This is a genomic window from Pseudotenacibaculum haliotis (assembly GCF_042684245.1).
Lineage (GTDB): Bacteria > Bacteroidota > Bacteroidia > Flavobacteriales > Flavobacteriaceae > Polaribacter > Polaribacter haliotis_A.
The window spans coordinates 422,820-438,814 of the sequence record NZ_JBHULH010000012.1 but is presented as its reverse complement, the minus strand read 5'-3'; the positions used below and the strand labels follow the sequence as shown (position 1 = coordinate 438,814).

The window sequence follows — 15,995 nt, the reverse complement described above, 5'->3', positions numbered from 1 at the left end:
TTTTTTTATGTAATTGTATTGTATAAGAAAAGAATGTATAGCAGTAATAAAATGACTCCACTCTTTCTTTCTAATCGCATTCTTTTAGGCAAGAATACCAGCGGGAGTATTAGGAATGAAATTCCTAACATCCAATAGATATCGCTGGAAATTAATTGATTGTCTGTTACAGAAACCGGAGTGATCATTGAGGTAATTCCAATTACTGCCAAAATATTGAACACATTCGAACCGATTAAGTTTCCTAATGAAATTGCTTTTTCTTTCTTCATAACTGCAATAACAGACGCTGCTAGTTCCGGTATACTGGTTCCTATAGATACAATTGTAATTCCTATTAGACGTTCTCCAACTCCTAATTGCAATGCTAGGTCTGTAGCCCCTTTGATCAATAGTTCAGATCCCCCCCATAGTCCTAAAGCTCCTAATACAAAGAACAAAGCTGTTTGATAATTAGGCAGCATTTCATCGTCTTCCGGCATCTCATCTACCACAGCTTCTTTCTGAAATCTTAAGAGATAAATTAAGAAGATGGTCAAAAAAGAGAACAAAATCACTCCTTCGTATCTACCAACACTATTGTTGGTAAGAATAAAATAGTACAACAAACCGGAAGCAATCATCATCACCGGCCAATTTGTTGTATAGAAACTCTTTTGTACGTCTATTTTTGAGATCAATAGTGTAATGGCAAGTACAAAGCCAAGGTTGGCAATATTAGACCCAATCACATTACTTAATGCCAGATCTGTATATCCATCAATGGCCGATTGAACACTTACAATCAATTCAGGGGCAGAAGTTGCAAAAGAGACAACTGTCATACCTATGATAATCTTTGGAACTTGTAATCGCAATGAAATAGCCACTGCAGATTTTAACAACCAATTTCCTCCGAAAATCAATAAAGCGAACCCTAAAATGATAAGTAAGAAATTCATTTTTTACATTTTGTGCGAATATACATTATTCTTGACTCTAAAATTGTCTAAAAGATGGATTTGCCCAAAAAGAGCCTTTTTGGGAGTTTAAATTTCAAAAAACACCTCAAAAATCCTTTATTTTATTACACCTTAAAACATTTTATTCTATTTTTGATTATAAATTAAAACAATAATGAAGTAAACAATGTTACATACTTAAACTTTATTGAATTATTTAGTTTAAAATGTAAAATTAATTTAATCTTTTTCATCATTTTCATTAGGAAGATATCATTTCAATAATATATATTCAAAAAACAATTCTAGAATTACATATTATCTAACACCTAAAACTAACAAAAATGATCACACTTGCATTAAAAGTTATTGAAGTCACTTTAGCCTTGGCTTCGTTAATTATATAAATTTTTAACAACCATTAAAACCAAAAAGCTATGTTAACAACTATTGGAATTCTATTTATTATTATTGGACTTTCTACACTAATTCTTAAGACTGTATTCAAAAACAGTTCTTTTTTAAACTGGTTTACCACCCAGCGGAGTTTACAGTTTACATTCTTAGGAATTTTCATGAGTATTGTCACTGGAATGTTCTTTTATGCCGAGCCCGGAACCGCCTATGCAGTTCAATATCCTTGGGGGACTCAAAAGGCAGTTTTTAAGCAAGGAATAAATACAAAAATGTGGGGACGGTTAATTCCTATCCAGTTTGAAATGCCTATTAAATATGTGATCCCAAATTCTGAAGGGGATTTTGGAGATCAAAGTAAGTATGCTTATGTAGATGCTGCAAGACATTGGGAATTTAATGATGCAGTAAAGGGGAAAATTGCCACTTCTATTGTGGTTAGCATCAATACTACTGATGAATCACAATTCTTATCGGTAGCAGATAGAAATAAAACGGAAAAGAACTTGATACGCTCGAGGATCATTCCAAATATAGATCAGTCTATTAAGAATACTTGTAAACTGATGGCAGCTCAAGATTATATTTCGGGTCAGGCTGCAGATTTTGACAGATATTTTCAAGATCAATTAGAGAATGGTATGTATGTATTGGAAGAGTACATTGAAAACGAAAAACCGGATGTTATTGGCGACAGTACTATTGTGAGAACTGTTCCAAACAAAGAGTCTCGTAAGAAGAGATTTAGAATTAAGTACAGAAACGGAGAGCCTGTACGTGTAAAAGGAAACTCATTAAAATCATATGGTTTGACTGTAGTGCAAGCCGTAGTTAATGAAATCGATTGGGAAGAAACGTTTGATAAACGTTTGCAATTGCAAAAAGAAGAAGTAGCACAAACTCAGTTAGAGAAGCAACAAGCAGAGAGAGAATTTTATAGAGCTCAAAAAGAAAAGGCGAAAGGAGAAGCTGAAAAAGCGAAAGAGAGAGCTCGATTAGAAAAAGCTCAGATTCAGCAAACCATTGCTGCTGAAACTGAAGCGAAAGTAGCTGAGTTTAATTTAATAAAAGAGAAAAAACAATATGAGGTTGAGCAGTTTAAAGCAAAAAGTAAAAAAGTCGCAGCAGATGCGCAATACTATGAAAATGCGAAATTGGTAAGTGCGGGTTTAACTCCTCAGGAAAGAGCTGAATGGGATTACAAAACAGCTGTAGGAGTGGCACAACAATTAAAAGACCTGAAACTACCTGAGACTTACATTGAGGGTGGTAAAAACGGAAATAACGGGAACTTGCTAGAGTCATTAATCGGAGCTGAGCTTGCTAAGAAAATGATTGAAAAGAAAAAGAATTAAGAAAACTACCAACCTAGTCAGGAGGAGCGAAACTTTTTGTTTCGCTCCGAACGACCTACTTTTTTTTCGTTATATTTGGGAGAGAACCCAATTAGATGAAAAAATCTTTTTTTAAGCTCTTAGCCAAACTGAACAAAGCTCTTTTACCTTCTTATACCAAAAGAAGGTTGGATATTTCCAAAGCCTCTAAGGTGCAATTAGCAATTATAGGCTGGCGTGCTTATGTTACATTAAATTCATTGGACTAAAATCTTACTACTATGAAAGAAGAACACATTAAAGTTTTTACCGGATCTTCCATTATTACTCGCAGATTAAAATCTTTATTGGAGGAGAAAAACATTAGCAGTCTTATAAAATCAGACAAGATTCCTGCATATGAGATTACAAATTATATTGATGAATTGTATGTCTTGAACATAGACTTTGAAAAAGCGAGCCCTATTATTGAAGATTTTAAAAAAGAAATTGCTTAAAGAAAGCTTTTCTCTTTTAAAAAACATATTTATATTTGCACCCGCTTATTTAAATAAGTAATTGGCCTCGTAGCATAACTGAATAGTGCACTTGATTACGGCTCAAGAGGTTGCAGGTTTGAATCCTGCCGAGGTCACTTAAGAATGGAAAGTCTGCATATTTATGCAGACTTTTTTGTTTTAGATCGTTTTTAAGTTTAAACGATAACAGGTTCAGACAGATCTTCCTTTTTACAGCAATCTGTTCTAGCCTTTCTTCTTTCTATAGTTAGCTGGAGTATCTCCTTCAAACTTTTTAAAAGCATTATAAAAGGAAGCTTTCGAATGAAAGCCTACCTCCATACCAATTCCTTCTACAGACAAATTCGCCTTAGAATCGTCTTTAAACAGTGCTTTTGCTTTCTCTACTCTAAATTTATTAATGTAGCTGTTAAAGTTTTCTCCTTTAAGCTTATTAAGAGAATTAGAAATTCGTTTAGGGTGTATATTTATGGCATTTGCAACGTCTATAATGGTAAGATTGTCCTTTACATAGCATTGTGAGTTCTTAATGTAATCATCGATAATTTTGACTATTTCAACCATTTCGGCAGAAGTCAATACGTTTGATTTGTTTTTTTCAGTAGCTGATAGTTCTGCTATTGTGGTCGAATATGGTTGTGTACCCAATTGAGAAAAAAATGAAAAAAGAGATGTGATATTCTCTTGCACAATACCCTTAAATGACACCCAATAGATTAGAATTACATTGATGATAATCACGAAATAGTACCAATAGCTATTATCAACAAAAAAATTGATCATCAATAACAACTGAAACCCAATGCTGGAATAGGTGAACAGTTTAGCCCAATTTAGCTGTTTATGAAGAACAAATGAGAATTGGTTTTCTATTTCTTTCTTATGATGCTGAATCCATTTGATTATTAAAATACCGATCCATATAGAATACCCAAGTCCAATAACAAAGTATACCACGGAATACCTAGAAGCTTTCAATTTTAATTTAAGTTCAGTTGGCAGTAAAAAAATCACTATCCCTACTAGAATTTCCAAGATGCCGGGAACCAAACTCCAATAGCTTGGGTTTTTATTACCAAAAACAGATATTTTTTGAATGTAAATGTAAAATAAGGGGTAAGCTAAAAAATGAAAATGAACAGGTAATAATTCTAATTGCGGGTATTGATGTAACAACCCTAGATCATTCAGGATATTTGGAATAGGCTCCAGAGAAAATAATAGAATAAAAAAACCTAAGTATAAAGTAGGCTTGTTCTTTTTAGAGTGCAGTAATAAAAGCATAACTCCAAAAAGCACCCCTTGTACTACTCCAAGAATATCTATGATACTAATAAAACTATAATTCGTTTCCATAAAAAGGGTTACCTCAATAATCTCAAATTATAGATCGCTCACCAACTACCTTGTCTGTTTAACAATACGACCGTTTAAAGGTTGTTCTTTTCTACAATTATTAAGAGGCATTAGTTTTTGTAATATTTTTACTTGTTCCAAAGAAATTGTGATCGTCTTTTTAAATACAAACCAATTAACGCCTTCGGTGCATGGAGGCGTGGTTAAAGAGCCTACATAGCTAAAATAACCTTTATCTTTTGGGAGACATTTATTCAAATCAAATGAGGTATTCATTTGTTTTATTTGTTCTTTTTTCAAAGGAAGATAACTCTCTAAAAATGTAAACAATTTATTTTCTCTTCCTTCTTTAACCATTACAGCTAACACAGCAAATTTACCTTCATCACTTACATGTACCATGTGGATAACCATTGGATACTGAATACCGTTTATGGTATGTTCTGAAGCTGCATGAAAATGTATTTGTTTCAATTCATATTTATCTTCTTTATAATTTAAATAATCTCCCGGCTCAATATTATATTGAATAGAGTGCCCATTGTTAACTACTTCTTTAATTTTAATTTTTGATGAATAGTGAACATCTAGTGGTTTCATTGAGTCATCTACCTTTGCATCTATACTGATAATATTAATAGGGGATTGATATTTCCCTCCACAGTCTGAATCTTTTTCTATTTCTTTCCAATGTTCTGGTCCGGTTTCTCCTTGATAACTCCAATGTAGTTCTTTATTACGTTCGTGTGACGTTTCTCTTACTTTTGTCACTTTTTGATTGCTTTCACATCCTAATGTTAGAACTGCTAATGCGCAAATCAAAATTGCTTTCGCTTTTTCGTTTACTGATTTCTTATTTCTTTGTGATTGTCTATCTCTAATTTTTAATTTCATTCTTCTCTATTATTTATAAATGATATTTTATTGTTGTTTGTAAAATGCTGTTATTAATAAAATTATGATTGCTGTTACCTACCGGAGCAAAAGCATCTAGGAAGCCTATTCCTATAGATGCTTTCTTGAAAAGAGGGTATGAAAGCCCGGCATAAAACCAGTTTTGGTTGATCTGCTTTGGAACAATGCCTTTATCTGTATTGAGCCATATTTCATCAAAAGCGGTTATCCCGATACTTTTGTCTTCCGTGATTTTAAATAGAGGCATACTCCATGTAAATCGGTAACGAAACCGCATTTTAAAATTGATTCCCTCTATATCATAATTCCCATTAGGTGTTAGTACTATTTTTTCTATAAACCGTTGTTCTAGACGAAAGCGATGTTTGAAAGAGGATTTGTTTGATTTATGTGATAGTTGCATTTGTTCCCATGCATCATTTTCATTGAAGTTGCGTGTGTTTCTGTAATTTCTTGAATACGTATATCCAATAGCAAAGTCTACTGTTTCATTATACTTGTAATGAAATGAGGGACGTAAAAGAATTTGTTGCCAATCTGAAAGGAATTTGGTACGTCTAAAATGTGCTTCATTTTTGAGATAGAAATTATCGCTGAGCTTATAATCAATAATTAGAGAACTCCAAGAACTATACTTTTCTTGAGTTTGCGCCATCATAAATAAAGGTACAGACAGGAAAAAACAAATGATGCCTTTTTTCATCTTCACTAATTTTTTATTTGAAAGTGTAAAGCTCTCAATTAGCTAACAATGAGGGATAGAAACAAAGGCGTATTAACGTACAGAAATCAGAAATCTATACGCAATAATATTTTAATCATTTAACTGAAGGGAGAGTTGATTGTGGTAATCATTCTCACATGGTTACAAAACCTTAACTAACTTTTATTTTACTAATAGTTTCCAAGATTCACCATTTCTGTTCTTTAAAACATATAATCCTTTAGACACTATAGGAATATCAACTTTTGTTGTATTTGTATCGGCATCAAAACTCCATGTCACAGCAATGGATTTTCCTAGTAGGTTATATAGGGTATATGCATCATCTGTTCTGGTATTCAAAATTGTTACTTCTCCCATTCTATCTACCGGGTTGGGATAAATAGAAGCATCTCCTAACACAAAAGTGCTGAATCTCTTTCCTTGAAAGAAGGACTTGGCATAGCTATACGATTCTATTCCTATTCGCTCTCCAATCAACCTTCCAGGAATATCATCTGCCGGAGGGTGAATGCCTCCCCAAATTCTAGACAAACTACATTGATCTGAGGCATCTCTGTAGGTAGCCCATTGTAATATTACATCTGTAGAGGGACCATCTTCAAACACTAAGAACTCATCTTTTTTGGCAACAAATTCTCCCATTCCACCCGGAAAAAAAGCATCTCCGGTAAGCAGCGTCATTACCTCTGCCGCAGCTCTTGAATAAGTTGAGTGCCCAGAAACATAACCCGCAAATGGAGGTGTTACAAAGCTAGGTCGTTGGTAAGGCCACCAATTTTCTGCCAAGATCCAGTCTACTCCGGCCACATCTGTAGCTGTATTCCCTATATACCCATGTCCTCTCCATGCCTTTACTTTGATCTTTCCTATGTTTTCTCCATATCTTCCTGCTAAAGGATCATTTTCATCTACCAGTTCTACATATCCAGATCTAAGTGGAATTCCATGTTCATGATAACTTGGTAAATTCTGATCTGTACTTTGACCTTTGTCTGCCATATAACGGATTGCAGAGATAGGGCGTACATAATCATACCACCCTTTGACACTCCACGCAGAGATCGCTGCATCATGCATGGCTCCTCCCATTGCAAAATATGCTTTTACATCCCACTCTAGAGGGTCTAACTCTTCTCCTACTCCTTCTAGTTTTTTCTCAAACAAGGAATGATCATTTACATAATTTAAAATTGAGAACCAATGCCCCGGAGGTGTTTCTGAATCCGGACCATCTGCCCAAAACTCTGCCAAAACTCGTGCATAGTCACCTCTTGGAACTATTTGTGGTTGATATGGTTGCCCTGTTTTTGGATTAAAACCATATCCTTCTCCTATATCCCCTCCATTGATCAAGTCGTAAAAACTTGGGTATTGCAAATGTGAAGTTGGGAAATCTTCTATAGCTATATTCCCGATAGATGCCGGAGAAATATCCCATAGTACACCGTCTTCAGGGTCTAAGTGCGAACTCCAAATAGATACTTTAGAAAATCCCCATTTGTAAGCTTCATCCATTGCTTGACTGCTTCCCCCTAAGTAAGGTGGAATTCCTGGATCGTGATAGACATGATATGTATTCCCATCTCGTTCATAACTCTGTTTGACAACATTAGATAAGGCAAAAGGGGTTACATTTCCCCATTCTGGACTTAGGAAATCAATGGTTGATCCTGCAATTAAATTTCCGCTTTGATCTATAAAGGTATCCAAACTCAATGATTGCCATCTATTGGGGTCGTTTATCGTTGAGTTTCCGGGAAGTATTGGAGCCAAAGGTTCATTGATAGGTTCATAATACCCATTATCGTATCCTGAAAGCTCTCTTGCTCCATCTTGATGACCATAAGCAATGATCTGCTCGGCTATATAATTTCCTAATGCTGCTGCGTTTCCATCTGAAAAATCAGTGTTAGTCATATGTATGTCATATTCTAATTGATTCATCACTCGATCTAGAAGATCACTAGTTTCATTTGCATGTGGAGAGTTTCTAAATCTGTATTTTAACAATCTGTATACTGCATAACTAATGGTTGTATTTCTAGATGTCTCGATTGTTTGATTTACAGAGAATGGCTGAAATGCATTGATCGTATTTTGACTATTACCAATTAGATAGGGTCTAGCTTCATCGGAATAGATTGCCCAAGCATCATACATTGCAATACTGGTATGAAATAGGTTCCTTGCATGTACTGTAGGTCGGGCATAATCATTACGTATGGCTTCTAAAAGAACTTCGTTCCACAATCTGGCAATTGATTTATCTTCTTCAAGATTGTTCACTCCTAACACAACATCAAAGTTCAATTCATCGCTATTACACAGACTACTACTTAGAATTGCTTTTATGGAAGCATTTTCAGAAAGCCCCCATTTTACTTTAATACTTCCTGTTCCTTGTCCTTCTATGATTTCACCCCCTTCTACTTCCCAAGTCATTGTATTTCCTATAGCAAGGGAATAAGAATATTCTTCAATACTCAAATATCCCGGGTTGTTTTCTCCAACGATACTTTCTGTAGCAGTTAAATACACACAAGAACCATTATTAATTGTTGCTTGTGGATTGAAATTGCATGAATTGGGGTCTGTACACCCCTCTATGGTTTCTGCCGGAGCTATATTTAAAGTTGTGAATCCTTGATTTTCAACAGCTCTTATAAATGTATTGGCTGTTAGGTTTTGATGTGTATCTACATGTCCGGAAGGCCATTCTATTTTTAACTCTGTAATTTCAGTTTCGCCATTCAGTCCAAAATGAACAGGCTTTAAACTTTGTCCAAGAAATCCAACTCCTGTATAATATCGTTTGATTGTTCCTGTAGTTGTAGTTAAAGTTAAAATAGTTCCTATGGCATCTCTATTAGAAAGTGTTCCTTGCAACTGAACTTGAAACCAAGTTAAAGAACTGTTACTATCTTCTATTGTATTGTTGTGGTAGAATGAAGAGCGTCTGTCTGAATTGGTTATAAAAAGATCTAGGTCTCCATCATTATCGTAATCAAAATCCAAAGCTTCTACACTAATTGCTAATTCAACTGCTCCGTTTGTTGTATTTGACACAAAATGATTCCCACCTTGTGCATACTTATTCTCGTAATAGAAGTTCAACTCTGCACTTCTGTTTTGCGTGGGATAATCATAACCGTTTACTACCATTAAGTCTTCATCTCCATCTAGATCAAAATCTGCAAATGTAGCACCCCAGCCCCAACCCGAATTATCTACAAAGTTTACCGAAGCCTTATCCATGAAGGTATTATTGCCATTGTTGGTAAGCAAGAAGTTTTGATCTATCGCTGTTATAAAAATATCGAAATGACCATCGTTATTGTAATCTCCCATAGTCATTCCCATATCATCACCTGCTGTATTTATTCCAAAGTCTTCAGCTCTTTCTTCAAATGTACTTCCAGATAGATTGATAAATAGGTCATTAGGTTTGCTAAGGTCATTTGTAAGATACAAATCCATCAAACCGTCTTTATTAAAATCGAAAGGAAAGGGAACAAAACTAGGCAATGCAGGTTCTGTTTGTATTCCTGAAGATACAGTAACATTGGTAAATGTTCCATCTCCGTTATTTTGATACAAGGTATTCTCACAATACCTCCAATCGCTAATATAAAGATCCAGAAAACGATCGTTATTAAAATCGAACCATGTGGCTACTGTATTTCCGCAATTATTTATTTCTAAAATTCCTGCTTGTTGAGTAACATCAACAAAAGTCCCATCGCCTTGATTTCTAAAGAGCTGTACTTTTGCTAAGTGCGTAAAAAACAAATCGGGATCACCATCATTATCATAATCGCCCCAGAAGGCTCCGTATTTCTCTCCTGCCAAACCATCGTAATTGTCAAACATACTTGGCACCTCTTCAGGCGATAGTAAATCGGTTAACCCAGATTCTTCTGTGACATCTGTAAATGTTCCATTATTATTGTTTCTAAACAGTTTGCTTATTGTTTCCGGTTTCCCATTATCATCATATCCTTTTGCAACCACAAATACGTCCAAATCTAGATCTCCATCATAGTCGGCTACAGAAACTCCATTATTCTCTTTTAGTTCAGCAAAACCTGCTAAACTTCCTTTATGAACAAATGTAAATTGTGCTGTTGCAAAATTGCTGATCAGAAAAAATAGAAAAGTGACACAAAAAAAGCGTGAATAGAAATTGAAAAACTGTTGTACCCAATACAATTGTAAAACAGTCTTTTTTTTATGAAAAATAGCATATAACGCCATGCTATATGGCGATTTATAGTTTTTCATACCCCCTTGTTCTTTATATAGTTATAACCCCGTTGGTTACTAATTTAAGAAAATTTTAACATTTCTAAAAACTGCTTCACCAACAAAGAGTACATCATATAATGCGCATAAAAAACAAAAGCAAGCATAGACGAATCTATAACTTGCTTTCTGGTCTTGGGGACTCTGTCAGAAATATACAATCAACTAAGTCTAAAACCGTAAGGGGTATTCATAATCATTAACTTCAACCTTTTTTGATTTCTAAAACACCAAACACCAATCCTGCCATCAAAAAGAAATACTCCCCAATTCCCAACGATAATCCCGGTGGCGGAGGTGGTGGAATTGGCGGCGGAACCGCTTGTCCTACAACCTGAGTCGACACTAAAATTGCCATCATTAAAACAAAAACTTTCTTATTACCCATACTTAGTTACTTGTCTTTAAATAGTTAGACACATGATTCTTTACATGGTCACATTTTTTTAAAAAATCTTACAAAAAATTCTTTTTCAGGGTATTAATATTAAAAAAGCTCGCTATAGTATAGCGAGCTTTTTACATCTTGTTTCTTACTTTTTGACGGCGACCAGTATCCACATTTGTTCTTCTTCTTTCTCCTCCCATCTACCAAAATCCGGTATCTCTTTTTCAATGGTAAATCCTGCTTCCAAGAGGTCTTTCTTTACATACCGCAATGCAATATCATGTCTGCTTCTCTGACTTTCTCTAGTGTTTTTGATTCTATAAGTTTTTATCTCCTCAAGAATTAGCAGTCTCCCTCCTTTTTTTAAAGATTGATATACCTTTTTCAAAACTTTCTTATTGGCATCAATCTCATGATAGGTATCCATAATAATAACAGCATCTAAGGTATTCTTAGGAAGGAGAGGGTCGTCGTATTTTCCAATAATAGGAGTTACATTGGTTTTCTTTTCTTCTTTCAGCAATTTTTTAAGTTGATCTATTCTGCTTTTTACTACATCTACCGCATATACTCTTCCTTTGTTGTTAAGATAGTTAGATAAATGAATGGTCATATAACCTTCATGACAACCAATATCTGCTACATTCATATCTTTTTTGATCTTCATCAATTTAATAAGCTCCGGCACTTTTTGCCACTTATCTCTGCTTTCCCAATATTGTTTTTTGTACTGTGAGTAGCCTAAATTGCATACCATCAGGAATGTGATGAATACTAGTTGGAATGAGTTAGTTCTGGACATGGCTTTGGTATTTTTTATGAAGTAAAGAATAATTATTGAACCTTCTGACTAACAAAATGTTAAATAAAAAAAGGACTCATTATAATGAGTCCTTTTAACAGTATATGTTTTCGGATCTATTTTTTAGCTTTCCATCCGGTTACTTCCATGATTTTGTGGAAAATGTCGTTGTTTTCATAAATCCCTTTAAACTCTTCTGCACCCGGTCCGTATGCAAAAACAGGAATTAATGTTGCAGAGTGCCCTCCGGTTGAGAAAGTGATATCTACCTCAGAATAGTCGCTGTATTCTTTACCGTTTTCGTCTTTTTTTGTTGTTGAAGCCAAGGTAAAACCGCCGGTTTCATGATCAGATGTTACAACTACCAATGTATTTCCATCTTTTTTAGCAAAGTCTAATGCCTTTCCAATAGCATTGTCAAAATCGATCAGCTCAGCAACCGCATAAGGTCCGTCATTTGCATGCCCTCCCCAGTCGATCTGAGAACCTTCTACCATAATAAAGAAACCTTTATCATTATTTAGGAAATCGATTCCTAATTGAGTTGCTTTTGGCAAGAAATCACCTCTGTTCTCTTGCATTTTTGGCATTGCCGTTTCTGCTAACAAGAATCCTGCTTTGCTTTTGTCTTTTATTTGATCATAGTTTGTTAAAGCTTCTGTGTTCATGTAGAAACCTTTATCTTCCATTTTCTTGTATAGATCTACACTATCTTTTCTTTTGGTAAAGAATCTTAATCCTCCACCTGCGAAATAATCAATATCTGAATTATATAGATCTTGAGACAACTTTTCATAATATCTTCTGCTAACTTGATGCCCATAAAAAGCAGCCGGTGTTGCATGTTGAATAGAAGATGTTGCTACTACTCCTGTTCTTACTCCTCTATCTTGAACTAATTCTACAATTGTTGGAACAGATATAGAATCAGAATTTACTCCTACGGCTCCATTATAGGTTTTTACTCCACTTGCAAACGCTGTTGCTCCAGCAGCAGAATCTGTTACATCTTCTTTTGATGATGAAGTTTTAATAAATCCTATATTTTCAAATCTAGAATAATTAGGTTCTTCATTCTTGAAAAAATATGCTGATGATATTTGAGACAACCCTGTACCATCACTAATTAAAAGGATTACATTTTTTGGTTTCTTAGGTGCTTCTTCTTTCTTTTCGCATCCGAAAAAAGTCACAACACCCAATAATGCTAGAAGTTTGATACTCGTTTTCATAATATACTTTGAATTACAAAAACAAAAGTATCATTATTCTAGTATTTTAATCCTATCTCATTGTTAAATTTCCCTGTAATTAACCAACCGCCAAAATCTTCAGAAACCGCCATAAGCAATGTGTTTTTACCTTTTTTTAATGGAAGATATACTCCATCAAACAATCCTACTGTCCCTAAATAACGATAATCTCTGCTTCTCCATTTATTGGTTCCTTTATAAATAGGTTTCCCATTAAGAATAGCTACCACTCGATCACTATACCCAAATTTGATTAGCTTGGTTTGTTTCTTATTTGAATGAATAGTAATTCTAGCAAAGACTGTATTTTTCTTTCTATTACTTACTAGGTTTACTTTTCTTGAAATATTCGCTGCAGTTCCTTCTTCAACAACAATTTCATGATTCCATTTTCTATTAGCAATTAACTTTGTCAAGTTATTTATATCATCTAGTTCGCTTTCTTCAAAACTATCTGAGATTTCCCATTTTTGAATGAGTCCTTCTATAGGTTTTCTTTCTATTGGTGCAAAACCGGAAATCTTAGGGACTGAATGATCTATCTTAATATTTGCAATATGCAAACCTGTTCTGTTACCTCCTCTAAAACCTATATCTCCACTTTTGGGTTTGTGAAACAGATTCCAAGATAAATTGGGTTTCTTAGCATAATTAAGAAAGACCTGAGCTTTACCTTCATTTACAATTATTTTTACGTGAGTCCAATCTTCATAGTTATATGTGTAAGGAAAAGAATATCTAGGTCCAAAATACAGCTGCCACGGTGTTATACCATGAGTAAGCGGAGCTGCTTGATTTGCATCTGGTTTGCCAGACAAATGAGGTCTTAAAAAGAACTGCTCTCCATTAGATTCTTCATCTATTCTAAAATATACTCCCGGAAAGGCTTGTAGTTCTTTTAAATAAATATCGAATTCTATGGTTCCGTTTAGGAACTTTTGGTCTTTTAGCTTCATAAATCCTCCTTGCAAATAAATTGCGTTCTTTCCTTTGAAAGTTTCAATCACATAGGATCTCGCTTGTATTTGCCAATGAGTTGTATCTATTGGAATTGTATTTTGTGATTTTACCGAAACCAGAGTTAGCAAAAACAAAAGAGTAGTTAATTTGAATTTCATGACATTAATTATTGAATTGAATTCAAATATATTTTCTAAGGTCTTTTTTCTAAAAACAAAACCGTTCAAAACGGATCAATCTTGTGCAGATGAGATATTTTAATGATTTTTGTTAAAGATGAATGCACAGGAAGAACATAAAATTCTTAAAGCTTGTCTCGGTCTGATTGAGAAGAAATTAGATTGGGGGAAGTCTTCTACGTGGCATAATGATATGTTTGCTGAATTGAGTGAATTTATTCAACAAAAAACAGGTGTTCTACTAAGTCCAACTACATTAAAAAGAGTTTGGGGAAGGGTACATTACGAGAGTTCACCCAGCATTAGTACATTGAATACTTTAGCGCAATTTATCGATTATAAAAATTGGAGAGATTTTAAACTCAATGCTACCAACTCAAAACCTAACTTCTTTCAAAAGAAGATCGTTCCTTATTTGAGTATTATTGTTCCTAGTGCTGCCTTATTGACTTTGGTTTTTATTTCCTTTTTCTCAATGACTTTAAATTCCAATGTGAAAGAGAATGATTACTCTAATGTTTCTTTTAAAAGCAGGCCTATTATTGATGGTTTGCCTAATTCTGTGATCTTTGATTTTGATCTAACAGGTATTGAATCTGATAGTATTTATATTCAACAGTTCTGGGATAAAACTAAAACTATCAAATTGGAATCTGGGCAAAAGCAGGCTACAGGTATCTATTACTTTCCCGGTTATTTCAGATCAAAATTATTGGTAGACGGAAAGATTATTAAAGAGCATGATCTATTTATAAAGTCTAATGGTTGGTCTGGAACTTTAGATTATGAGCCTGTTCCTAAATATTACACTAAAGAGCAACTGTTTTTGCAACAGAAATTATCTTTTCCTGATGCTGCCATTAATGAAATAGCCAATAGCAAAGAGCCTATTGTTTCTTCTTTTCATTTGATTGATCACTTTGGAGTATCTGGAGATCATATTTCCATACATACATCTGTAAAAAACACATACAATGATAAGTGGGCTGTGTGCCAAACATTGAGGTTTGTTATTTTAGGAACTGAAGGGGCTATGATTATTCCTTTTACTCAATTGGGTTGTATCTCCGATATTGGATTGCTGCTAAACGATGTTTTCTTAAGTGGAAAAAAACACGATCTTTCTAATTTTGGTGTTGATCTATCTAATTTCACCGATATCAATATAGACATCAACAACAAGAATGTAAGAGTCTTTGTTCAAGATAGTCTTATCTATTCAGGAAAATACAATGAATCTATTGGAGACCTTGTAGGAATACGATACCGATTTCTAGGTGCCGGTGAAGTGAAAAGTATAGAAATTAAAGATGTAACAAATGGCCAAACAATTTTGAAATAAAGTCTGCAGACTTATTCAAAATATCTTCTGATGGCTATTCTGTGCTCAGGATTTCCTTTATCGTAGTCTTTGATAAGGAGTTCTAAAATTTCTGGAGCTTCTTTTCCTATCTGTTTCTTATTTGCATATTTAGAAACATATAAATTATAGGAATCATTCTCATTTTCAAAAACGAGAAAATGTTCTGAGTTCAACTCACTATATGCAATTTGATTTCCTAAAAAACTTTGGGATTCATCTGTAAAGAACGAAGAAAATTCGAAGTACTTAAAAACGTTCTCCATTCTATACCAATTCTGCTGATAATCCTAACTCTAACAACTTAGAACATCTAGGCTTTAAATCTTTTAACTCTCCTGTTTTGACAGTACATTTTCCTTTAAAATGAACTAACCAAGTACATTGCTCTGCTTGTTCCGTAGTATGCTCACATACATTAATTAATGAGTGAATCACAAAGTCGAATGTATTCACATCATCATTATACAAAACAATTTCATGTTGATTGACTTCTTGCTCCAGTACGTCAATCTCTTCTTGTATCTTTTCTATCGTACTCATAAA

At 34.2% G+C, this 15,995-nt stretch carries 15 protein-coding genes and 1 tRNA gene; 5 read left to right on the top strand and 11 right to left on the bottom strand.

Going from position 1 to position 15,995, the window contains the following annotated elements:
* Nucleotides 1-5: 5 nt before the first annotated feature.
* Nucleotides 6-941: a calcium/sodium antiporter gene (locus ACFSRZ_RS16505; protein ID WP_379667681.1), complete on the bottom strand. Its 936-nt coding sequence runs from the start codon at nt 939-941 to the stop codon at nt 6-8.
* 437 nt (nt 942-1,378) lie between these two features.
* Here ACFSRZ_RS16505 and ACFSRZ_RS16500 point away from each other — a divergent pair, with 437 nt between their 5' ends.
* From ACFSRZ_RS16500 to ACFSRZ_RS16485, 4 genes are all read left to right on the top strand, one after another.
* Nucleotides 1,379-2,710: a hypothetical protein gene (locus ACFSRZ_RS16500; RefSeq protein WP_379667680.1), complete on the top strand. Its 1,332-nt coding sequence runs from the start codon at nt 1,379-1,381 to the stop codon at nt 2,708-2,710.
* 95 nt (nt 2,711-2,805) lie between these two features.
* Complete coding sequence (locus ACFSRZ_RS16495; protein WP_379667679.1) at nt 2,806-2,958, top strand: SsrA-binding protein; 153 nt, start codon at nt 2,806-2,808, stop codon at nt 2,956-2,958.
* 12 nt (nt 2,959-2,970) lie between these two features.
* The gene (locus ACFSRZ_RS16490; protein ID WP_379667678.1) at nt 2,971-3,186 is read left to right on the top strand and encodes a DUF2007 domain-containing protein; all 216 of its coding nucleotides are present in this window, start codon (nt 2,971-2,973) and stop codon (nt 3,184-3,186) included.
* A gap of 63 nt (nt 3,187-3,249) precedes the next feature.
* A tRNA-Arg gene (locus tag ACFSRZ_RS16485) sits at nt 3,250-3,323 on the top strand.
* A gap of 109 nt (nt 3,324-3,432) precedes the next feature.
* On the opposite strand, the gene ACFSRZ_RS16480 is transcribed toward ACFSRZ_RS16485, so the two are convergent.
* From ACFSRZ_RS16480 to ACFSRZ_RS16445, 8 genes are all read right to left on the bottom strand, one after another.
* Nucleotides 3,433-4,563, bottom strand: a complete 1,131-nt coding sequence (locus ACFSRZ_RS16480) for a helix-turn-helix domain-containing protein (RefSeq protein WP_379667677.1) — start codon at nt 4,561-4,563, stop codon at nt 3,433-3,435.
* 45 nt (nt 4,564-4,608) lie between these two features.
* Nucleotides 4,609-5,457 (bottom strand): carbonic anhydrase, encoded by an 849-nt coding sequence (locus ACFSRZ_RS16475; RefSeq protein ID WP_379667676.1) that lies wholly within the window; start codon nt 5,455-5,457, stop codon nt 4,609-4,611.
* Nucleotides 5,458-5,470: 13 nt separating this feature from the next.
* Nucleotides 5,471-6,181 carry a DUF2490 domain-containing protein gene (locus ACFSRZ_RS16470; protein ID WP_379667675.1) on the bottom strand — a complete coding sequence of 237 codons (711 nt, stop codon included), beginning with the start codon at nt 6,179-6,181 and terminating at the stop codon, nt 5,471-5,473.
* A gap of 183 nt (nt 6,182-6,364) precedes the next feature.
* Nucleotides 6,365-10,486: an FG-GAP-like repeat-containing protein gene (locus ACFSRZ_RS16465; RefSeq protein ID WP_379667674.1), complete on the bottom strand. Its 4,122-nt coding sequence runs from the start codon at nt 10,484-10,486 to the stop codon at nt 6,365-6,367.
* 226 nt (nt 10,487-10,712) lie between these two features.
* Nucleotides 10,713-10,895 carry a hypothetical protein gene (locus ACFSRZ_RS16460; RefSeq protein ID WP_379667673.1) on the bottom strand — a complete coding sequence of 61 codons (183 nt, stop codon included), beginning with the start codon at nt 10,893-10,895 and terminating at the stop codon, nt 10,713-10,715.
* Nucleotides 10,896-11,040: 145 nt separating this feature from the next.
* Nucleotides 11,041-11,697 (bottom strand): methyltransferase domain-containing protein, encoded by a 657-nt coding sequence (locus ACFSRZ_RS16455; protein ID WP_379667672.1) that lies wholly within the window; start codon nt 11,695-11,697, stop codon nt 11,041-11,043.
* Between the two features lie 116 nt (nt 11,698-11,813).
* Nucleotides 11,814-12,929, bottom strand: coding sequence for an alkaline phosphatase (locus ACFSRZ_RS16450; RefSeq protein WP_379667671.1), 1,116 nt, complete (start codon nt 12,927-12,929; stop codon nt 11,814-11,816).
* 38 nt (nt 12,930-12,967) lie between these two features.
* Nucleotides 12,968-14,068 (bottom strand): hypothetical protein, encoded by a 1,101-nt coding sequence (locus tag ACFSRZ_RS16445; RefSeq protein WP_379667670.1) that lies wholly within the window; start codon nt 14,066-14,068, stop codon nt 12,968-12,970.
* 118 nt (nt 14,069-14,186) lie between these two features.
* Between ACFSRZ_RS16445 and ACFSRZ_RS16440 the strand changes: the two genes are divergently transcribed.
* Nucleotides 14,187-15,431, top strand: coding sequence for a hypothetical protein (locus ACFSRZ_RS16440; RefSeq protein ID WP_379667669.1), 1,245 nt, complete (start codon nt 14,187-14,189; stop codon nt 15,429-15,431).
* Between the two features lie 11 nt (nt 15,432-15,442).
* On the opposite strand, the gene ACFSRZ_RS16435 is transcribed toward ACFSRZ_RS16440, so the two are convergent.
* Entirely contained in the window at nt 15,443-15,715 is a 273-nt protein-coding gene (locus ACFSRZ_RS16435) for a hypothetical protein (protein ID WP_379667668.1), read from the bottom strand.
* A 1-nt stretch (nt 15,716) separates the two neighbouring features.
* Complete coding sequence (locus tag ACFSRZ_RS16430) at nt 15,717-15,992, bottom strand: ATP-dependent Clp protease adaptor ClpS (RefSeq protein ID WP_379667667.1); 276 nt, start codon at nt 15,990-15,992, stop codon at nt 15,717-15,719.
* Between the last annotated feature and the right edge of the window lie 3 nt (nt 15,993-15,995).